The following is a 19,800-nucleotide window of genomic DNA, read 5'->3' as shown; positions in this document are numbered from 1 at the left end:
CTACTTTAAAATGTTTTCGAATAATTCATCAGCTGGAACGATTTCTTTCGTCATTCCTTTGTCTTTCAACCATTTATTTTGTTTCTCCCAAGACTCTTTTGAATCTGATAAGAATGGCTCATCTTTCGTTTCCATCTTCTCTAATAAAATTTTCATACTTTCCTTCTCAACTTCTGGCACAAGCGGGAAGTTTTCTTTTTCTTGATGATCTAATAAAATATTTAATGCTTCATCAGGGTTTTTCTTCATAAAGTCATACCCTTTTTTCGCACCACGTAAGAAAGCTTGCAGCGCCTCTTTATCTTTTTTCAATGTTTTATCACCTGTTACAAACACAAGTTCATGATAGTTCGGTACGCCGTAATCAGCTGGATTAAAGTACGCTGGTTCATGGCCTTCATGACGCATAACAGGCACTTCATGGTTAATGTATGCCCCTGTTACAGCATCCACTTTTTTCGTAATTAATGCTGGTACTAAATCGAACCCAACATCGACTACTTTCACTGTATCTGGATTACCACCATCTTCTTTTATCATCGTTTTTAAATACGCTTCACTTAAAGGCGTTCCAGAGTAACCTACTGTTTTGCCTTCTAAATCTTTCGGTGATTGAATACCTGCTGATTTCAGCGATACGACATGATTTAATGGTGAACGTACGACAGCTCCAATTGATTTTACTGGAATTTGTTCATTTGCTCTGGCCATGACAACATCTGGCTGATAATACAAGCCAACTGTCACTTTCCCTGCTGCAGCTAACGTTAATGGATCAGTCGGATTAGAAGGGAATTTAATATTTACCTTTACTCCTTCTTCTTTAAAGTAGCCTTTTTCAATTGCTGCATAAATAAAGCTATGCACCGCATTGGGATACCAATCAAGCATGACCGTTATTTCTTTCTCTTTCTTACTCTTATCTGATGCTGAATTACTCGAGCACCCTGCAATCATTGCAACTAATAATGTAAACACAAAGATGCGTTTTAAAAATTTCATGAATGCTTCCTCCAACTAATGAATTTCTTTTCTAACATAGAAATAAGTATGACGAAAAAAATAGCTAACAATGATAGCAATACAATTGGTGCAAATACACCAGCTCCGTCTAACTGCGTCATCATTCTTTTACTGAAATATCCAAGCCCAGCTTGTGCACCGAGCCATTCTCCAATTGCTGCCCCGATAACACTAAGCGGAACTGCAATTTTTAACGCTGAGAAAAAGTAAGGAAGAGCAGATGGCAACTTTAGCTTTAGAAAAATATCTTTTTTTGTTGCACCATACGTAACTAAGAGCTCCTCCCATTCTTTCTTCGTACTACGCAGTCCATCATACGTATTTACCGCAATTGGGAAAAACGTAATTAAGACAGTGACAACAACCTTGCTCCAAATGGTATATCCAAACCATAAAACAAATAGTGGCGCAAGTGCGGTAATCGGGATTGTTTGAGAGGCTACTAATAATGGATAAAATGCTCTTTCCATCCACGTACTCGCATTCATTAACATTGCTAGCCCTACGCCCAGTACGATAGAAATAACAATGCCTATTAAAACGACGTACAACGTTGCAGGTAAATGAACGGTAAATAATATATCTTTCAGCGCCCATATCTTCATTACAATTGCAGAAGGTGATGGCAAAATGTACATCTCATCTACAATTCTTGCGCCTACTTCCCATAGAGCAAGTAAAATTCCACTTAATATGAGGGCAGGTAATAACTCCTTCAAGCGATTCATCATACGAGTACCTGCCTTTGTAACATACTAAGGATCTCTTCTTTAAGCGCTAACACTTCAGGCTTATATAAATCTTTTCTTGTTCGGTTACGATCAAGCGGCACGATTCGCTCAGTTAAAGTTGCTATCGGTTGATTTTCTACACCCAAAATTCGATTAGAAAGAAACAATGCTTCTTCAACATCATGAGTGATGAATAAAATTGTTTTTTCCCACTCTTTCCATTGTTCAAACAACCATTCTTGCAAAGATGCCTTCGTTAAAGCGTCCAATGCACTAAAAGGTTCATCTAACAATAATATCTCCCCGCCTGTTAATAAAGTTCGGATAAAAGATACGCGTTGCCTCATACCACCAGATAAATCTTTCGGATATTTTTTCTCGTACCCTTGTAAACCAAATTTATGTAACAGTTCTTTCGCTTTTACTTGTGCTTCTTTCTTCTCCACACCTTGGCACTCTAGCGGCAGGGCCGCATTCTCAATAATCGTCCTCCACGGCAAGAGCATATCTTTTTGGGGCATATACCCTACAGGATGACTCTTTGTTTCTGTCAGCTCTATCTGTCCAGTACTTGCCTCTTCTAAGCCTGTAATAAGGCGAAACAAAGTACTTTTCCCGCACCCACTCGGTCCAATAATACTTACAAACTCTTTATCTTGTATAGAAGCATTTAATTCATCGATGATTGGTTTCTCATCATAATGAAAGGAAACATTATGAAACTGTAGTATGTTCTTGCTCCTCAAAACCCCACATCTCCTTACGATAAGCCATATCCCAGAATAAATATTCAAATCGGCTGGAATATAAGAAAATCTCCTCTAATCGGTCTAGCTCTTTCTCTGACTTTCCAACTGCCATTTCATTTAATAAATCTATTAACCAAATACAAAGGTTACCGTATTCTTCAGAACTATATCCTTGAATCCACTCTCCAAAGAACTCATGATCTCTTGCTCCAGGAATATCATTTAAACGCTTTCCAATCTCCCAATAGCTCCACATACATGGAAGTAAAGCTGATATTAATTCTGCAAGTGTGCCATTTTGAGATACAGACATCATGTAATTTGTATAGGCTAAATTTTTAGCAGATGGTTTCGCAGATTCCATCTCTTGTGCAGAAATGCCCAGTCTTTTTGCATATTGTTTATGAATCGTCATTTCACCATTTAAAATCCCATCAATTTGCTCTGCAAATTTTGCCATAACTTGTGGATTCGTTGCCTTTACAACCCCAATTGCATATAGCTTTGCATAATCTAACAAATATAAATAATCTTGAATAATATAGTACTGGAATTTGTCTTTTTCCAACGTACCATCCCCCATACCTACTACAAACGGATGATTATGACTTTTCTCCCAAACAGGCTGCACCGTATCAAATAATCTTTCACAAAATTTCATTAATAATTCCCCTTCCTATATAACTATTTATCTCAATAAAAAAACCACTTCTGTATATAAGAAGTGGTTACAGCAAATAAAATTATAATTTATTCGTTGTTCCACTTCCCTTCGCTAGTATTATCTAGATCAGGTGTTGTAAGGGTTAAGGATTATTCCTCTCTCAGCACGAAAAGCACCCCTAGTGGTGTTAATATGAAATTTTCAAATAAAAAAGCCCCGTTTCTATACGCAAAGAAACGGGGACTCATTGTTAATGTCCGAATTGCTTCCCTACGCTAGCATAATCTAGATCAGGTAATAAAAAGGATCAAAGGCTTACGGCCCTACTCTCAGCTGGCAACACCAGCCCTCCTAGCAAACTATAAAATTATCACTGTCAGTATAACACCGCCATAAGACATCATCAACTGTTTTAATTTTCTTAATTGCGAATTAAATCTCAACATGTTAAACAAATATAAATGCGACCCCACAAATGATATATACAATATTTATATACGAATCTCTCTTCTAGCATTATTTTTATTGATTTCATATTACATTTATGTGAATACGACCAATATATTATATCTTTATACTATAATAAAATTACAACTATACAACTAGAGGGGGTCTTTATTACATGAATATGAAAGCTACAGCTTTAACAGCAACTACTATCGCAATTACTTCTTTACTTCCTTCTATGGGAGAATCCGATATACAAACAGCGGCTGCTAAGCAACCATCTACAGTAAAAACTGGATATGTAAAAATTGACAACGTTGCACTACATCAAAATAACCATGCAGACAGTGCAATAATTGATAACATTCGATTTAATAGCCCGGTTACTATTCTTGAGACAACTCAAGATTGGTATAAAGTATCTGTTAACAACAAAACAGGCTATATGAAAAAAGATGCAATTCTATTCAAAAAAAATGTTCAACCAAAGAATCAATATATCGTAAATGCAAATGCATTAAACGTTCGTTCTGAACCTAATACAGAGTCTTCTATTCTAGATATATTACCAAATGGTCAATTCATTACCATTGAAGGTGAACAAGGGGATTGGTACAAAATATTACATAACGGTCAAATTGGATACGTACAAAAAACATTTGTATCTAATGGATCCACACCTCTAGTAAAAGGTGTAACAGTACAAGGTTCTCCTTCTTATACTGTTGCAACACCAAAATTAAATGTACGTAGCAACGCTAGTACAAGTAGCACTCTACTTGGCTCATTACAAAATGGTACACAAGTACAAGTAGTAGAAACGATAGGTACTTGGTATAAAATTCGTTTTGGCACAGGATACGGATATGTAGCAAAACACTATGTAGTGCAAAATCAAGCACAAGCTAAAACAGCTCAACCTGCATCAATTCCAGCAGTTTTCAAATTCCCTACTCAAGGGAAAATCAGCTCCACTTTTGATATGCGCTGGGAGCAAATGCATTATGGTATAGATATAGCTGCACAAGGAAATGTCTCTATTCAAGCTGCTGCTGCAGGTAAAGTTGTGAAATCTTATTATTCGGCTAGCTACGGCAATGTCGTGTTCATCGCCCATCAAATAAATGGGAAATTATATACAACAGTTTATGCTCATATGAAGGATCGCACTGTACAAGCTGGTGATCAAGTACAAACTGGACAATTAGTAGGTCATATGGGAAACACAGGTCATTCATACGGGCAACATCTCCATTTTGAATTACATAATGGGGAATGGAATTTTGAAAAAACAAATGCAGTGAACCCACTGCCATATTTAGTTAGGTAAATTATATGCCACGCAATATACCTCTCTTTATTGAATACCTGGCCTTTTTAGGTTTAATCTGTTGTTTAATCATTTATAATACGAACACTGCATTCTTATCTATTATTATTGCTTTTGTTGCCTTAGAAATCATTATGGAAGCATTACAAATGCGGCTAAAACAAAAAATTGCCCATGTTTATAATGCAATTTTTCTTTTGAGTGCTCTTATAACAAATATAATTAGTAATGGTTTTTATTTATCTACCGTACTTCCTGTATTCTTTATAGGTGTTTTATTATTCATAGCTAGATACGTTCATATTCCTAATAACCAAAAACACGAACAAGAAGCTTAGAAAGAGGAGACACTGTGTACCCATCTTTCAAAGATAATCCAATGAAATATATATTGAATTTATATAAAAAAATGAATACTTTTTTTGGTATACAAGGAAGTTATACTGCACAACTTCTCCTTTATGGAATGTTATTTCTTATCTTAGTTACTTTCTCCTTGCTTTACTAACAGAAAAGGATCTCACATAAACTTGAGATCCTTTTTAATTTATATTAATTTTTAATATGTAAAGTACGGTTTATCCACAAGCATATTTTTCATAAATAAAACTAAGATTATATTTTTTCTCTAAGCTCATTCTTTGTTCATCGTCGCACCAATAGAAAAGAATATCATGAATCGTTGCATAACGCTTATTTTTAAGAAATAGTTTAAAGAATGATGGTAAACAATCATGTAATTGTATAAATATATAATTGCGTAGTATTTCTTCTTTGTATTCAATCCCCTTACAAATATACAGTAATTCTTCACAATAATATGCATGCTGTGGCACTTGGATCATTTCGAAAAATGGTACATATGATAGTAACTTTCCAATAAAATGACCATACCGATCCATTACCCCTATCGTCATATGCTCCATCATTTCTTTCATCACATATAAATAATCATCTACATGGGTTGTCTTTAAAGGGTCTAATCGATCGGAAATTTGAGAAAGTACAGCCCTTTGACAAGCTAAAACTGCTTGACTAGGTCCATAATATGATAGGAAGTCTGTACACTTACGATACTTTCGTAATAAGTCATGTTTATATAAATCATACACAAAAGTATTACAATACATTGCTAGACTCATCATATCACTATTTAATTGCTCTTTTGATAGTGTTTTCGCTCGCTTACACATATAAAAAAATGTAAATTCCAATACTTCTTTATGAGATAATAGATGTTTGCAATCTGTTATACATTTCTCATTAAATTTAACTCGATCCCAAATTTCTACATCCTCAGCTGTTAATTCACCAATACGATATTTAATAATTAAATAGTTTAAAGCAACTGCTTTCGTCAAAAGATCCCATGTTTCATACTCCAATGAAGTTTGGACAAATTCATCTAGCCCTTGGGTCATCATAAAAGCATTTGCCTCTTCATACCAACCAATCTCTTGACATAAACGAAGAATACGTACTAGAGTTGGAATTTCATCTTTATGAAACTGCGGTAAATTTTTTACTTTATTCATGCCATATACGATAAATGCAGCTAAATTTTCTTCTTTATAAAATTCTTTTTCTTTCCATACTAATATAGTTCGCTCTTTCCCTTCACCTTTTGGATGACAAGGTACAAGCAAAGAAAATAACTCAGCGAAATTATTTGGTTCTATATATGTATCTGTAACCAAATTCCAATTTGGATCGCCCTGTACAGCCCTCATATAATTCCCCTTCCCTTTTTATCCCGCTATTTGCGTGCAGTAAGACTCCCACCTCAAAATTCGGCGAATGCGAGGAAGTTAGGTGGGAGATAAAACTGCCCGTAAAAGCCCGATTGGTTCAACTAATAATTATTGGGGGATGGCCCCCCAATAATAAAAGTTTCACTTTATCTATGTAGGAAATATTAATTCATTATTACATCATTAACAATAAATATTGTTATATTCAAAATCTATCATAATACTTATATCTCTCAGTATATCACTTTTTCTCTTATTAAAAATTAGGAATGACAAATTTAAAAAAACTGTCAAAAATATTGACTCTATACTTATTATATAATGTCTCAGATACATCACGCTAACATATTAGTTTAATCCATATATACTAGAATAATGTATCTGATCTTTATACATAATTTATTCCGTATGCTCCGAGATTTCACTTAAAGCAAACCCTGCTTGATCATCTGCTGATTTTCTTATAGCTAAATCACCTAGTGCTAGCATCCCAACAAGTTGACCGCTCTCAACTACTGGTAACCGTCTAATTTGATATTGTGCCATTAATTCTGTAGCTTTTTCAATAGAATCATCTGGAGAAACTGAAACAATGTTTGTTGTCATCACATTTGTAATTTGATTAGATCCAGGATGTTTTTCAGCAATCCCACGAACAACTAAGTCTCGATCAGTAACAAGCCCAACAACTTGTTGATTTTCAATAACAGGAATCAATCCAACCGATTCTTCCTTCATTTTTACAGCCGCCTCATATACATTGTCTAATGGAGTACAATGTACGATATGAGTACTCATAAGTTCTCTAACTTGTGTCATTTTTCATCTCCTCCTTTTAATACATACCATAGCTTTTCCTAAATCCCTTTATTTATTTGAGGAAAATAAGGTGATAAAAAGAGGCTTATACATAATAAAAAAGAGTCAGCAATATGCTGACTCTTTTTTTATGACCCGTACGGGATTCGAACCCGTGTTACCGCCGTGAAAGGGCGGTGTCTTAACCACTTGACCAACGGGCCATGGCTCCGCAGGTAGGACTCGAACCTACGACCGATCGGTTAACAGCCGATAGCTCTACCACTGAGCTACTGCGGAATATATGGTGGGCCTAAATGGACTCGAACCATCGACCTCACGCTTATCAGGCGTGCGCTCTAACCAGCTGAGCTATAGGCCCATATACTTTACAGGGGCAGTAGGAATTGAACCCACACTGGAGGTTTTGGAGACCTCAGTTCTACCTTTAAACTATGCCCCTAAATGATGCCGGCTAGAGGACTTGAACCCCCAACCTACTGATTACAAGTCAGTTGCTCTACCAATTGAGCTAAGCCGGCATAAAAAAAAACAAAAAAATGGTGGCTCGGGACGGAATCGAACCGCCGACACGAGGATTTTCAGTCCTCTGCTCTACCGACTGAGCTACCGAGCCAACATAAAATGGCGGTCCCGACCGGGGTCGAACCGGCGATCTCCTGCGTGACAGGCAGGCATGTTAACCACTACACCACGGGACCATTGGTTGCGGGGACAGGATTTGAACCTGCGACCTTCGGGTTATGAGCCCGACGAGCTACCGTACTGCTCCACCCCGCGACGATATTATGTTTTAAAAATAAATGGAGGAGGTAGAGGGATTCGAACCCCCGCGCGACTCTCGCCGCCTGTCGGTTTTCAAGACCGATCCCTTCAGCCGAACTTGGGTATACCTCCATGAAGGAAAAAATTAACATCTTATTCATTTTTATATGTAACTAAACCACTTTTAAAAAAATGGAGGAGGTAGAGGGATTCGAACCCCCGCGCGACTCTCGCCGCCTGTCGGTTTTCAAGACCGATCCCTTCAGCCGAACTTGGGTATACCTCCGACATATAAAAAATAAAGTGGAGCCTAGCGGGATCGAACCGCTGACCTCCTGCGTGCAAGGCAGGCGCTCTCCCAGCTGAGCTAAGGCCCCATGTTTTTGGGAAAATCGGGAAGACAGGATTTGAACCTGCGACCCCCTGGTCCCAAACCAGGTGCTCTACCAAGCTGAGCCACTTCCCGTTAATAAAAGCGCGCCCGAGAGGAGTCGAACCCCTAACCTCTTGATCCGTAGTCAAACGCTCTATCCAATTGAGCTACGGGCGCATATGGTGCCGAGGGCGGGGGTCGAACCCGCACGGTGGTCACCCACCGCAGGATTTTAAGTCCTGTGCGTCTGCCTGTTCCGCCACCCCGGCATGTCATATTGAAAATTGGAGCGGAAGACGGGATTCGAACCCGCGACCCCAACCTTGGCAAGGTTGTATTCTACCACTGAACTACTTCCGCAAGACATGTATGAGATATTTCATTAAAAGTGCGGGTGAAGGGAGTCGAACCCCCACGCCAAAGGCGCCAGATCCTAAGTCTGGTGCGTCTGCCAATTCCGCCACACCCGCATATTTTTTTAAGAAAATGGTGAGCCATGAAGGATTCGAACCTTCGACCCTCTGATTAAAAGTCAGATGCTCTACCAACTGAGCTAATGGCTCTTAATGGCTGGGCTAGCTGGATTCGAACCAGCGCATGACGGAGTCAAAGTCCGTTGCCTTACCGCTTGGCTATAGCCCAATAATTAAGAAATGGTGGAGGGGGGCAGATTCGAACTGCCGAACCCAAAGGAGCGGATTTACAGTCCGCCGCGTTTAGCCACTTCGCTACCCCTCCGACATATATGGTGGAGGATGACGGGATCGAACCGCCGACCCCCTGCTTGTAAGGCAGGTGCTCTCCCAGCTGAGCTAATCCTCCATTTTGCCTGGCAACGTCCTACTCTCACAGGGACAAGGTCCCAACTACCATCGGCGCTAGAGAGCTTAACTTCCGTGTTCGGTATGGGAACGGGTGTGACCTCTCTGCCATCATTACCAGACTATATTTATTTGAGACAAACATTATTATACTTGATTCACTCAGAAAGTCAATAAGTTTTTTATATTCTCTCGTTTTTGCTTGGCGACGTCCTACTCTCACAGGGACAAGGTCCCAACTACCATCGGCGCTAGAGAGCTTAACTTCCGTGTTCGGTATGGGAACGGGTGTGACCTCTCTGCCATCATCACCAAACTATGAAGGCATATTCCTTCAAAACTAGATAACATTTGCTTCATATTATATGGTTAAGTCCTCGATCTATTAGTATTCGTCAGCTCCACATGTCACCATGCTTCCACCTCGAACCTATCAACCTGATCATCTTTCAGGGATCTTACTAGCTTACGCTATGGGAAATCTCATCTTGAGGGGGGCTTCATGCTTAGATGCTTTCAGCACTTATCCCTTCCGCACATAGCTACCCAGCTATGCCCTTGGCAGAACAACTGGTACACCAGCGGTGCGTCCATCCCGGTCCTCTCGTACTAAGGACAGCTCCTCTCAAATTTCCTGCGCCCACGACGGATAGGGACCGAACTGTCTCACGACGTTCTGAACCCAGCTCGCGTACCGCTTTAATGGGCGAACAGCCCAACCCTTGGGACCGACTACAGCCCCAGGATGCGATGAGCCGACATCGAGGTGCCAAACCTCCCCGTCGATGTGGACTCTTGGGGGAGATAAGCCTGTTATCCCCGGGGTAGCTTTTATCCGTTGAGCGATGGCCCTTCCATGCGGAACCACCGGATCACTAAGCCCGACTTTCGTCCCTGCTCGACTTGTAGGTCTCGCAGTCAAGCTCCCTTATGCCTTTGCACTCTACGAATGATTTCCAACCATTCTGAGGGAACCTTTGGGCGCCTCCGTTACACTTTAGGAGGCGACCGCCCCAGTCAAACTGCCCACCTGACACTGTCTCCCGGGTCGATAAGACCCGTAGGTTAGAATTTCAATACAGTCAGGGCGGTATCCCACCAGCGCCTCCACCGAAGCTAGCGCTCCGGTTTCAATGGCTCCCGCCTATCCTGTACAAACTGTACCAAAATTCAATATCAGGCTACAGTAAAGCTCCACGGGGTCTTTCCGTCCTGTCGCGGGTAACCTGCATCTTCACAGGTACTATAATTTCACCGAGTCTCTGGTTGAGACAGTGCCCAAATCGTTACACCTTTCGTGCGGGTCGGAACTTACCCGACAAGGAATTTCGCTACCTTAGGACCGTTATAGTTACGGCCGCCGTTTACTGGGGCTTCAGTTCAGAGCTTCGCTTACGCTAACCCCTCTCCTTAACCTTCCAGCACCGGGCAGGTGTCAGCCCCTATACTTCGCCTTACGGCTTCGCAGAGACCTGTGTTTTTGCTAAACAGTCGCTTGGGCCTATTCACTGCGGCTTTCCGTTAAGAAAGCACCCCTTCTCCCGAAGTTACGGGGTCATTTTGCCGAGTTCCTTAACCAGAGTTCTCTCGCACACCTTAGGATTCTCTCCTCGCCTACCTGTGTCGGTTTGCGGTACAGGCACCTTTTATCTCGCTAGAAGCTTTTCTTGGCAGCGGGGAATCAAAGACTTCGCTCCATAAGGAGCTTCCCCATCACAGCTCAGCCTTCACGATAAGCGGATTTGCCTACTTATCAGCCTAACTGCTTGGACGTGCACAACCAATCGCACGCTTCTTCTATCCTTCTGCGTCCCTCCATTGCTCAAACGATAAAGAGGTGGTACAGGAATATCAACCTGTTGTCCATCGCCTACGCCTGTCGGCCTCGGCTTAGGTCCTGACTAACCCTGAGCGGACGAGCCTTCCTCAGGAAACCTTAGGCATTCGGTGGACGGGATTCTCACCCGTCTTTCGCTACTCATACCGGCATTCTCACTTCTAAGCGCTCCACCAGTCCTTCCGGTCTGACTTCACTGCACTTAGAACGCTCCCCTACCACTGATACCATTGGTATCAATTCGCAGCTTCGGTGGTGTATTTAGCCCCGGTACATTTTCGGCGCAGAGTCACTCGACTAGTGAGCTATTACGCACTCTTTAAATGGTGGCTGCTTCTGAGCCAACATCCTAGTTGTCTAAGCAACTCCACATCCTTTTCCACTTAATACACACTTTGGGACCTTAGCTGGCGATCTGGGCTGTTTCCCTCTTGACTACGGATCTTATCACTCGCAGTCTGACTCCTAAGGATAAGTCATTGGCATTCGGAGTTTGACTGAATTCGGTAATCCGATGAGGACCCCTAGTTCAATCAGTGCTCTACCTCCAAGACTCTTACACTTAAGGCTAGCCCTAAAGCTATTTCGGGGAGAACCAGCTATCTCCAGGTTCGATTGGAATTTCTCCGCTACCCACACCTCATCCCCGCACTTTTCAACGTGCGTGGGTTCGGGCCTCCATTCAGTGTTACCTGAACTTCACCCTGGACATGGGTAGATCACCTGGTTTCGGGTCTACGACCACGTACTAAACGCCCTATTCAGACTCGCTTTCGCTGCGGCTCCGCCTCTTCAGCTTAACCTCGCACGGGATCGTAACTCGCCGGTTCATTCTACAAAAGGCACGCCATCACCCATTAACGGGCTCTGACTATTTGTAGGCACACGGTTTCAGGATCTCTTTCACTCCCCTTCCGGGGTGCTTTTCACCTTTCCCTCACGGTACTGGTTCACTATCGATCACTAGGGAGTATTTAGCCTTGGGAGATGGTCCTCCCAGATTCCGACGGAATTTCACGTGTTCCGCCGTACTCAGGATACATTCAAGAGAGAACGAAGTTTCGACTACGGGGTTGTTACCCTCTGTGACGGACCTTTCCAGGTCGCTTCGTCTACCTCGTTCCTTTGTAACTCCGTATAGAATGTCCTACAACCCCAAGAGGCAAGCCTCTTGGTTTGGGCTAGATTCCGTTTCGCTCGCCGCTACTCAGGAAATCGCATTTGCTTTCTCTTCCTCCAGGTACTTAGATGTTTCAGTTCCCTGGGTCTGTCTTCCATACCCTATGTATTCAGGTAAGGATACCATACCATTACGTATAGTGGGTTTCCCCATTCGGAAATCTTCGGATCAAAGCTTACTTACAGCTCCCCGAAGCATATCGGCGTTAGTCCCGTCCTTCATCGACTCCTAGTGTCAAGGCATCCACCGTGCGCCCTTTCTAACTTAACCAAACTAAAATTAAAAAAATATGAGCTACACTGTTATCTAGTTTTCAAAGAACATACATTTAAACTTGAGAGATAGTTCTCTCAAAACTGAACGAAACAAAACAAGTCAACGTTTATTGATGAACTGCGTTCATCAATTCTCCATAGAAAGGAGGTGATCCAGCCGCACCTTCCGATACGGCTACCTTGTTACGACTTCACCCCAATCATCTGTCCCACCTTAGGCGGCTGGCTCCATAAAGGTTACCCCACCGACTTCGGGTGTTACAAACTCTCGTGGTGTGACGGGCGGTGTGTACAAGGCCCGGGAACGTATTCACCGCGGCATGCTGATCCGCGATTACTAGCGATTCCAGCTTCATGTAGGCGAGTTGCAGCCTACAATCCGAACTGAGAACGGTTTTATGAGATTAGCTCCACCTCGCGGTCTTGCAGCTCTTTGTACCGTCCATTGTAGCACGTGTGTAGCCCAGGTCATAAGGGGCATGATGATTTGACGTCATCCCCACCTTCCTCCGGTTTGTCACCGGCAGTCACCTTAGAGTGCCCAACTTAATGATGGCAACTAAGATCAAGGGTTGCGCTCGTTGCGGGACTTAACCCAACATCTCACGACACGAGCTGACGACAACCATGCACCACCTGTCACTCTGCTCCCGAAGGAGAAGCTCTATCTCTAGAGTTTTCAGAGGATGTCAAGACCTGGTAAGGTTCTTCGCGTTGCTTCGAATTAAACCACATGCTCCACCGCTTGTGCGGGCCCCCGTCAATTCCTTTGAGTTTCAGCCTTGCGGCCGTACTCCCCAGGCGGAGTGCTTAATGCGTTAACTTCAGCACTAAAGGGCGGAAACCCTCTAACACTTAGCACTCATCGTTTACGGCGTGGACTACCAGGGTATCTAATCCTGTTTGCTCCCCACGCTTTCGCGCCTCAGTGTCAGTTACAGACCAGAAAGTCGCCTTCGCCACTGGTGTTCCTCCATATCTCTACGCATTTCACCGCTACACATGGAATTCCACTTTCCTCTTCTGCACTCAAGTCTCCCAGTTTCCAATGACCCTCCACGGTTGAGCCGTGGGCTTTCACATCAGACTTAAGAAACCACCTGCGCGCGCTTTACGCCCAATAATTCCGGATAACGCTTGCCACCTACGTATTACCGCGGCTGCTGGCACGTAGTTAGCCGTGGCTTTCTGGTTAGGTACCGTCAAGGTGCCAGCTTATTCAACTAGCACTTGTTCTTCCCTAACAACAGAGTTTTACGACCCGAAAGCCTTCATCACTCACGCGGCGTTGCTCCGTCAGACTTTCGTCCATTGCGGAAGATTCCCTACTGCTGCCTCCCGTAGGAGTCTGGGCCGTGTCTCAGTCCCAGTGTGGCCGATCACCCTCTCAGGTCGGCTACGCATCGTTGCCTTGGTGAGCCGTTACCTCACCAACTAGCTAATGCGACGCGGGTCCATCCATAAGTGACAGCCGAAGCCGCCTTTCAATTTCGAACTATGCAGTTCAAAATATTATCCGGTATTAGCCCCGGTTTCCCGGAGTTATCCCAGTCTTATGGGCAGGTTACCCACGTGTTACTCACCCGTCCGCCGCTAACTTCATAAGAGCAAGCTCTTAATCCATTCGCTCGACTTGCATGTATTAGGCACGCCGCCAGCGTTCATCCTGAGCCAGGATCAAACTCTCCAATAAAGTTAGTTTGTCTAGCATCTAAAAATAAAAATTGACGTTCACGTTGTTTGTTTCGTTCAGTTTTCAAAGAACTTGTCCGCCGCTTCAGAAGCGACTTCATCATATTAACATCTTCATTTTTCGATGTCAACTATGTTTTTTAATTTCTTTTTTGTCGTTTTCTGCGTTTCCGCATCAGCGACGTTTATTAATATACCATCATGGTTTTTAAATAACAAGTATTTTTTATAAAAAAAACACAAAAAGTTATCTACCCTACTTTCTTCTATAGAAAGAACCCTTATCCTTTCTACTGAAAACATTCATTTTGATTGTATACAAGTTACTATACACTATCATCAACCAGGCAACTTCCTAACCTTTAGTCCTCTCCTTTTTTAATTTTACATTTACCACAGTTCTACTTAACAAAGACAAATAACTATTTAAATGTAGAGTAACAAAAAACGAGGCCACTATACTAGAGCAAAACTTTAATTCCTGATTTTTCTCTCCAATCAGGAACTTTACTTCCACAAATAACGAACTTCCCCTCGAAATATTAACTTAAGATTATTGTTAGAATTTTTTTACATTTAATTAATGAAAGATATCCATTTTTTGTTATATAGTAAGAAAGTGCCCACAAAACTATAAATAAACTAATGGAGGAATTATCTTATGGATAGGTTAACAAAATTTTCATTAAAAAACCGAGCCGCTATTATTATCATGGTTTTTCTCATTTCCATACTCGGTGTTTATTCTGGCTCTAAATTACCTATGGAATTTTTACCAAGTATCGATAACCCTGCAATAACTGTCACGACATTATCTCAAGGACTCGATGCTGAAACGATGGCCAAGGACGTAACTGATCCCCTTGAAAAACAATTTCGTAATTTAGAACATATCGATGGCATCACTTCTTCCACAAACGAGGGATTATCACGCATCGACATTGCATATACATCCAAGGCAAATATGAAAGACGCGGCACGCGAAGTCGAAAAAACAATTAATACAATTAAATTACCTAAAGATGTAACTAAGCCTGTAGTTAGCCAATTAAATACTTCTATGATTCCACTCGCTCAAATTACCATCCAGAAGCAGAACGGATTTTCAAAAGCTGACGAAAAACAAATCGAGAAAGAAATCGTACCACAACTCGAAAGCATTGACGGTGTTGCCAATGTTATGTTTTTCGGAAAATCAACTTCCGAATTATCCATCGTACTTGACCCTAACCAACTAAAAGATAAAAACGTAACATCAGAGCAAGTATTAGCAGTTTTACAAGGAAAAGAAACTTCCACTCCAGCCGGAGCAATTACCGTTAATAAGGAAGAATACAACCTTCGTGTCATCGGAGATATAAAAAATGCAAATGACATTAAAAATATTACCGTTACACCTCAAGTAAAGTTACAAGATGTCGCTCAAATTGAACTAAAACAACATCATGATACAATCTCGCACATTAACGGAGAAGAAGGAACAGGATTAATCATCATGAAAGAGCCAAGTAAAAACGCGGTTGCAATTGGAAAAGAGATTGATAAAAAGATTAAAGATATAAGCAAGCAATATAAAGATCAGTTTTCTATTAAACTTCTAGCTTCAACTCATGAGCAAGTTGAAAATGCTGTTACTAGTATGGGCAAAGAAGTAATCCTTGGGGCAATTGCTGCAACTCTCATTATCTTAATCTTTTTACGCAGCTTCCGAACAACACTCATCGCTGTCGTTAGTATTCCGCTCTCTATTTTATTAACACTATTTTTACTCCATCAATCCAACATCACGCTTAACATTCTAACTCTTGGTGGCTTAGCCGTTGCTGTGGGACGTCTCGTCGATGATAGTATCGTTGTCATCGAGAACATTTTCCGTCGTTTACAAAAAGAAACCTTCTCTAAAAATATTATTCTTGAAGCAACGAAAGAGGTCGCAGTCGCAATTACCTCTTCTACTTTAACAACAGTCGCCGTTTTTTTACCTATCGGTCTCGTATCGGGAGTAATTGGAAAACTAATGTTACCTATGGTATTAGCAGTTGTATATTCTATCCTTTCTTCTTTAATCGTTGCGTTAACAGTTGTTCCACTTATGGCTTTTTTACTACTCAAAAAAACAAAACGTCGCAATTCTCATTCTTCACCGCGATATGTCGCTACATTAAAGTGGGCTCTTTCTCATAAGTTTATCATTCTACTCACTTCTTTTTTATTGTTTGCAGGATCCATTGCAGCCTACATATTACTACCGAAAGCGAACATAAAGTCTGAGGACGATACAATGCTATCCGTTAACATGACATTTCCAACCGATTATGATTCTGAAGCTAAAAAACAAAAAGCCTTTGATTTCGAAAAGAAACTACTCTCTAATTCTGATGTAACAGATGTTATTTTGCGAATGGGATCTAGTGCAGAAGATGCACAATGGGGACAGACAACTAAAAACAATCTTGCAACTATATTTGTAGTCTTTAAAAAGGGATCTGATATCGACCAATATATTAAAGAATTAAAAAAAGAGCATAATGCTTTTGAACCAGCTGAACTTGATTATATAAAAACTAGTTACTCTGACTCCGGAGGCGGAAACAACTTACAATTTAACGTAACCGCTACTAACGAGACAAATTTAAAAAAGGCCGCTAACATCGTCGAAACAAAACTAAAAAGTATGGACGCTCTCTCTAAAGTAAAAACAAATATAGAAGACTCTAAAAAAGAATGGCAAATTCATATCGATCAAACAAAGGCGGAACAACTCGGTTTAACACCAGAATTAGTAGCACAACAAGTATCATTCCTTATGAAGAAATCTCCTATCGGGGAAATTTCAATCAATAATGAAAAAACAACTATTATGATAGAACATAAAAAGGCATCCATTAACAAACAAGAAGATATTTTAAACACAAACATACTCTCACCTATTAACGGACCTATTCCTTTAAAAGACATTGCAACTATTTCAGAAAAGCAACTTCAAACAGAAATCTTCCATAAAGATGGGAAAGAAACGATACAAATTACTGCAGAAGCTTCAAGTGAAGATTTAAGTAAAGTAAGCGCAGAAGTAAACAAGGCTATAACCGACTTAGATTTACCTAACGGAGCAAAAGTAAATATCGCAGGCGCTACCGAGTCTATGCAAGAGAACTTCACAGATTTATTCAAAATTATGGGGATTGCAATTGGGATTGTATATTTAATTATGGTTATCACCTTCGGGCAAGCACGTGCTCCTTTCGCGATTTTATTCTCTTTACCATTAGCTGCTATCGGCGGTATTTTAGGATTAATCATTTCAAGAACACCTGTTGACGTAAATTCATTAATCGGCGCATTAATGTTAATCGGGATTGTCGTTACAAATGCTATTGTATTAATAGAAAGAGTGCAACAAAATCGGGAAAACGGTATGGAAACAAGAGAAGCCTTACTAGAAGCCGGATCTACTAGATTACGTCCAATTATTATGACAGCTATAACAACAATCGTCGCTATGCTACCACTCCTATTCGGTCAATCTCAAGCGGGCAGCATGGTATCAAAAAGTCTAGCTGTCGTTGTAATTGGTGGCTTAGCCGTTTCAACCGTTCTTACATTAGTAGTTGTTCCTGTTATGTATGAACTATTAGATAAAATCGGGAGAAAAAGACGCTCCCGCAGAAAAATAAGTACTTCTACAGAAACACCTGATATTTAAACCAAAAGGCGTTATCTTCAATTATGAAGATAACGCCTTTTTATCCCTCTACCTATCCATAATATAATCCATCACTTTTTTACCATACTTCTCTAGCGGCTCTCCAGAATCCACAATAAGATATTCACCATGTAAAGGCCTTTTACTGCCATCCAGACATTTTTTAAATGCTACCTCTGATTCTACTTGTGTAATTTGACTTATCTTACGTTCACGCGTTTGTAACCTACGATTAATTTCTTCTATATTATTAAGATAACATTCAATATATTTATATGTAGCAACATGTTTCTGACATAAATCTATTCCTTTTTTAACCATCCCTTCATAGAGACATGGACTATCTAATATAACACTATGTTCTTGCTCCAACAAAAAATCGATCAGTTCCCACTCAATATCATAGGAGATCCCCCCAACCACTGTTGGTTCAACACCTTTTGCCTTTAATGATTTTAATAAAGCTGATTTCACGACGTCATGATCCACAATAACAGCACCTGTTAACTTAGCGATATACTTAGAAAGTGTCGATTTACCTGATCCAGGAAATCCTGACATTTGCAGAAAGAACACTTTCAAACCCCTCCCTATTTTCATCCGAATTTCTATATATCAAGTTACCTATTCGGTCACTCTTCTTCTTTTCCTGCCAACAACAAAATGACCGTAAAAAAACTCCCTGTTTATAAACAGAGAGTTCTTGCCTTCAATTTATGCCGCTTTTACCTTCTTCGTCGTTTTACGACTTTTTTTCGCTCCTGTAAAACGTTTGTGTAATACAGATGCCACAAAGCGTGAAATGATATTAAAGAGTAATACCATAATAATTAATACAGCTGCAGATTTCGTTGCAATTAACTTCGCATCCGGGATAATCCCTTCAGAGTTTAATTTCCAAATGTGAACAGCTAACGTTTCAGCTGGTCTAAATGGATTTAAAGGATGCGAGGGGCTCGAGAAGTCCGCTGCTGAATTTAAAATAGGTGATGTTAAACCCGCTGTATAAATTAACGCCGCAGCTTCACCGAATATACGGCCTGCTGCTAAAATAATACCTGTAATGATTTGTGGTAACGACGACGGAATAATGATACGGGTAATTGTTTGCCATTTCGTTGCACCTAGTCCAAGACTCGCCTCTTTTACATTATGAGGAACTTCAGAAATCGCATTTTCACAAACACGTGTTAAACCAGGCAAATTCAAAATAGTTAAAGCAAGCGCTCCACCCATTACTGTATATCCCCAGCCTGTCATTGTAACAAATACTAATAAGCCAAATAGTCCAACAACGATAGAAGGTAAAGACGCCATTGTTTCGATACATAAACGAACAAAACTTAAAAAACGACCTTGTTTTGCATACTCCGCTAAATATATTCCAGCCCCTAATCCAAGAGGAATAGATATAATAAGCGTTATAACAAGCATGTAGAAAGAATTGAATAACTGTGGACCAATTCCCCCACCAGCTCTTGTATTACTTGGTTCTCCGAATAAGAAACTAGGATCCCAAAATCCCCATCCCTTTTGTAGAATTTCGTACATTAAAAAAGCAAGCAAAGCTACAACTAAAGCTGCAACCGCATAAAAGATACCTGTCCAAACTTTATTTACCGTTCTTGCATTCATTA

Annotated in this window: 11 protein-coding genes, 20 tRNA genes, 4 rRNA genes and 2 riboswitches; of the genes, 3 read left to right on the top strand and 32 right to left on the bottom strand. The window is 40.8% G+C overall.

Translation table 11 applies throughout. The features are described 5' to 3' along the window. Genes EXW56_RS03770 through tenA form a run of 4 tightly spaced genes read right to left on the bottom strand, consistent with a single transcriptional unit; the run spans nucleotide 1 to nucleotide 3,164 of the window. Entirely contained in the window at nucleotides 1–1,002 is a 1,002-nt protein-coding gene (locus EXW56_RS03770; protein WP_002201728.1) for an ABC transporter substrate-binding protein, read from the bottom strand. Then, complete coding sequence (locus tag EXW56_RS03765; protein ID WP_033716927.1) at nucleotides 999–1,751, bottom strand: ABC transporter permease; 753 nt, start codon at nucleotides 1,749–1,751, stop codon at nucleotides 999–1,001. Before EXW56_RS03765 ends, EXW56_RS03770 begins: the two co-directional genes overlap by 4 nt. Then, entirely contained in the window at nucleotides 1,751–2,500 is a 750-nt protein-coding gene (locus tag EXW56_RS03760) for an ABC transporter ATP-binding protein (RefSeq protein ID WP_215597184.1), read from the bottom strand. Before EXW56_RS03760 ends, EXW56_RS03765 begins: the two co-directional genes overlap by 1 nt. Next, the gene (gene tenA, locus EXW56_RS03755; protein WP_002159241.1) at nucleotides 2,469–3,164 is read right to left on the bottom strand and encodes a thiaminase II; all 696 of its coding nucleotides are present in this window, start codon (nucleotides 3,162–3,164) and stop codon (nucleotides 2,469–2,471) included. The genes EXW56_RS03760 and tenA overlap by 32 nt, the downstream gene beginning before the upstream one ends. A gap of 89 nt (nucleotides 3,165–3,253) precedes the next feature. Next, a riboswitch (TPP riboswitch) is annotated at nucleotides 3,254–3,357 on the bottom strand. 60 nt (nucleotides 3,358–3,417) lie between these two features. Continuing rightward, nucleotides 3,418–3,530: riboswitch (TPP riboswitch) on the bottom strand. Nucleotides 3,531–3,789: 259 nt separating this feature from the next. On the opposite strand from tenA, the gene EXW56_RS03750 reads away from it, so the two are divergent. Both EXW56_RS03750 and EXW56_RS03745 read left to right on the top strand, forming a co-directional pair. Continuing rightward, nucleotides 3,790–4,944 carry an SH3 domain-containing protein gene (locus EXW56_RS03750; protein WP_002201730.1) on the top strand — a complete coding sequence of 385 codons (1,155 nt, stop codon included), beginning with the start codon at nucleotides 3,790–3,792 and terminating at the stop codon, nucleotides 4,942–4,944. Nucleotides 4,945–4,949: 5 nt separating this feature from the next. Further along, complete coding sequence (locus EXW56_RS03745; protein WP_002201731.1) at nucleotides 4,950–5,282, top strand: hypothetical protein; 333 nt, start codon at nucleotides 4,950–4,952, stop codon at nucleotides 5,280–5,282. 240 nt (nucleotides 5,283–5,522) lie between these two features. Here EXW56_RS03745 and EXW56_RS03740 read toward each other — a convergent pair whose 3' ends face one another. The 26 genes from EXW56_RS03740 to EXW56_RS03615 form a co-directional block, all read right to left on the bottom strand. Further along, nucleotides 5,523–6,674, bottom strand: coding sequence for a DUF3965 domain-containing protein (locus EXW56_RS03740; protein WP_002201732.1), 1,152 nt, complete (start codon nucleotides 6,672–6,674; stop codon nucleotides 5,523–5,525). Between the two features lie 420 nt (nucleotides 6,675–7,094). Then, nucleotides 7,095–7,514 (bottom strand): CBS domain-containing protein, encoded by a 420-nt coding sequence (locus EXW56_RS03735; protein WP_002201733.1) that lies wholly within the window; start codon nucleotides 7,512–7,514, stop codon nucleotides 7,095–7,097. Between the two features lie 131 nt (nucleotides 7,515–7,645). Further along, nucleotides 7,646–7,717: transfer RNA gene (locus EXW56_RS03730), tRNA-Glu, on the bottom strand. Between the two features lies 1 nt (nucleotide 7,718). After that, nucleotides 7,719–7,793, bottom strand: a tRNA-Asn gene (locus EXW56_RS03725). A gap of 5 nt (nucleotides 7,794–7,798) precedes the next feature. Beyond that, nucleotides 7,799–7,875 (bottom strand) — tRNA-Ile (locus EXW56_RS03720). A gap of 10 nt (nucleotides 7,876–7,885) precedes the next feature. Then, nucleotides 7,886–7,956: transfer RNA gene (locus tag EXW56_RS03715), tRNA-Trp, on the bottom strand. 6 nt (nucleotides 7,957–7,962) lie between these two features. Further along, nucleotides 7,963–8,035: transfer RNA gene (locus tag EXW56_RS03710), tRNA-Thr, on the bottom strand. Nucleotides 8,036–8,054: 19 nt separating this feature from the next. Then, a tRNA-Phe gene (locus EXW56_RS03705) sits at nucleotides 8,055–8,130 on the bottom strand. A 9-nt stretch (nucleotides 8,131–8,139) separates the two neighbouring features. After that, a tRNA-Asp gene (locus EXW56_RS03700) sits at nucleotides 8,140–8,215 on the bottom strand. 2 nt (nucleotides 8,216–8,217) lie between these two features. Continuing rightward, nucleotides 8,218–8,294, bottom strand: a tRNA-Met gene (locus tag EXW56_RS03695). Nucleotides 8,295–8,318: 24 nt separating this feature from the next. After that, nucleotides 8,319–8,411, bottom strand: a tRNA-Ser gene (locus tag EXW56_RS03690). Between the two features lie 61 nt (nucleotides 8,412–8,472). Next, nucleotides 8,473–8,565, bottom strand: a tRNA-Ser gene (locus tag EXW56_RS03685). Between the two features lie 18 nt (nucleotides 8,566–8,583). Then, a tRNA-Ala gene (locus EXW56_RS03680) sits at nucleotides 8,584–8,656 on the bottom strand. A 15-nt stretch (nucleotides 8,657–8,671) separates the two neighbouring features. Continuing rightward, a tRNA-Pro gene (locus EXW56_RS03675) sits at nucleotides 8,672–8,745 on the bottom strand. A 10-nt stretch (nucleotides 8,746–8,755) separates the two neighbouring features. Further along, a tRNA-Arg gene (locus EXW56_RS03670) sits at nucleotides 8,756–8,829 on the bottom strand. 3 nt (nucleotides 8,830–8,832) lie between these two features. Continuing rightward, nucleotides 8,833–8,921 (bottom strand) — tRNA-Leu (locus EXW56_RS03665). 16 nt (nucleotides 8,922–8,937) lie between these two features. After that, a tRNA-Gly gene (locus EXW56_RS03660) sits at nucleotides 8,938–9,012 on the bottom strand. A 29-nt stretch (nucleotides 9,013–9,041) separates the two neighbouring features. After that, a tRNA-Leu gene (locus EXW56_RS03655) sits at nucleotides 9,042–9,122 on the bottom strand. Nucleotides 9,123–9,139: 17 nt separating this feature from the next. Further along, nucleotides 9,140–9,215 (bottom strand) — tRNA-Lys (locus EXW56_RS03650). Nucleotides 9,216–9,219: 4 nt separating this feature from the next. Beyond that, nucleotides 9,220–9,294 (bottom strand) — tRNA-Gln (locus EXW56_RS03645). A 12-nt stretch (nucleotides 9,295–9,306) separates the two neighbouring features. Then, a tRNA-Tyr gene (locus tag EXW56_RS03640) sits at nucleotides 9,307–9,390 on the bottom strand. A gap of 8 nt (nucleotides 9,391–9,398) precedes the next feature. Beyond that, nucleotides 9,399–9,474, bottom strand: a tRNA-Val gene (locus tag EXW56_RS03635). Between the two features lie 5 nt (nucleotides 9,475–9,479). After that, nucleotides 9,480–9,595 (bottom strand): 5S ribosomal RNA (rrf, locus tag EXW56_RS03630). A 78-nt stretch (nucleotides 9,596–9,673) separates the two neighbouring features. After that, nucleotides 9,674–9,789: ribosomal RNA gene (gene rrf / locus EXW56_RS03625) — 5S ribosomal RNA — on the bottom strand. Between the two features lie 49 nt (nucleotides 9,790–9,838). Then, nucleotides 9,839–12,760: ribosomal RNA gene (locus EXW56_RS03620) — 23S ribosomal RNA — on the bottom strand. A gap of 146 nt (nucleotides 12,761–12,906) precedes the next feature. Beyond that, nucleotides 12,907–14,458 (bottom strand): 16S ribosomal RNA (locus EXW56_RS03615). The 16S, 23S and 5S rRNA genes sit together here with 20 tRNA genes alongside, the layout of an rRNA operon. A gap of 660 nt (nucleotides 14,459–15,118) precedes the next feature. On the opposite strand from EXW56_RS03615, the gene EXW56_RS03610 reads away from it, so the two are divergent. Further along, complete coding sequence (locus tag EXW56_RS03610; RefSeq protein WP_215597183.1) at nucleotides 15,119–18,163, top strand: efflux RND transporter permease subunit; 3,045 nt, start codon at nucleotides 15,119–15,121, stop codon at nucleotides 18,161–18,163. Nucleotides 18,164–18,211: 48 nt separating this feature from the next. Here EXW56_RS03610 and EXW56_RS03605 read toward each other — a convergent pair whose 3' ends face one another. Next, on the bottom strand, nucleotides 18,212–18,739 hold the full coding sequence (locus EXW56_RS03605; RefSeq protein ID WP_002201735.1) for a P-loop nucleotide/nucleoside kinase family protein: 528 nt from the start codon (nucleotides 18,737–18,739) through the stop codon (nucleotides 18,212–18,214). A 138-nt stretch (nucleotides 18,740–18,877) separates the two neighbouring features. Then, entirely contained in the window at nucleotides 18,878–19,798 is a 921-nt protein-coding gene (gene pstA, locus EXW56_RS03600; protein WP_002114246.1) for a phosphate ABC transporter permease PstA, read from the bottom strand. Nucleotides 19,799–19,800 lie beyond the last annotated feature (2 nt).

Origin of the sequence: Bacillus mycoides (assembly GCF_018742245.1) — a bacterium.
GTDB classification, from domain to species: Bacteria; Bacillota; Bacilli; order Bacillales; family Bacillaceae_G; genus Bacillus_A; species Bacillus_A cereus_U.
Note: the sequence above shows the minus strand (reverse complement) of the source record. Positions and strands in the feature narration are given on the sequence as shown.

Bases quoted from the DNA above. Each gene is read 5' to 3' on its own strand.
- EXW56_RS03770 (WP_002201728.1), bottom strand. From the start codon at position 1,002: ATGAAATTTTTAAAACGCATCTTTGTGTTTACATTATTAGTTGCAATG.
- EXW56_RS03765 (WP_033716927.1), bottom strand. From the start codon at position 1,751: ATGAATCGCTTGAAGGAGTTATTACCTGCCCTCATATTAAGTGGAATT.
- tenA (WP_002159241.1), bottom strand. From the start codon at position 3,164: ATGAAATTTTGTGAAAGATTATTTGATACGGTGCAGCCTGTTTGGGAG.
- EXW56_RS03750 (WP_002201730.1), top strand. From the start codon at position 3,790: ATGAATATGAAAGCTACAGCTTTAACAGCAACTACTATCGCAATTACT.
- EXW56_RS03745 (WP_002201731.1), top strand. From the start codon at position 4,950: ATGCCACGCAATATACCTCTCTTTATTGAATACCTGGCCTTTTTAGGT.
- EXW56_RS03740 (WP_002201732.1), bottom strand. From the start codon at position 6,674: ATGAGGGCTGTACAGGGCGATCCAAATTGGAATTTGGTTACAGATACA.
- EXW56_RS03735 (WP_002201733.1), bottom strand. From the start codon at position 7,514: ATGACACAAGTTAGAGAACTTATGAGTACTCATATCGTACATTGTACT.
- EXW56_RS03610 (WP_215597183.1), top strand. From the start codon at position 15,119: ATGGATAGGTTAACAAAATTTTCATTAAAAAACCGAGCCGCTATTATT.
- pstA (WP_002114246.1), bottom strand. From the start codon at position 19,798: ATGAATGCAAGAACGGTAAATAAAGTTTGGACAGGTATCTTTTATGCG.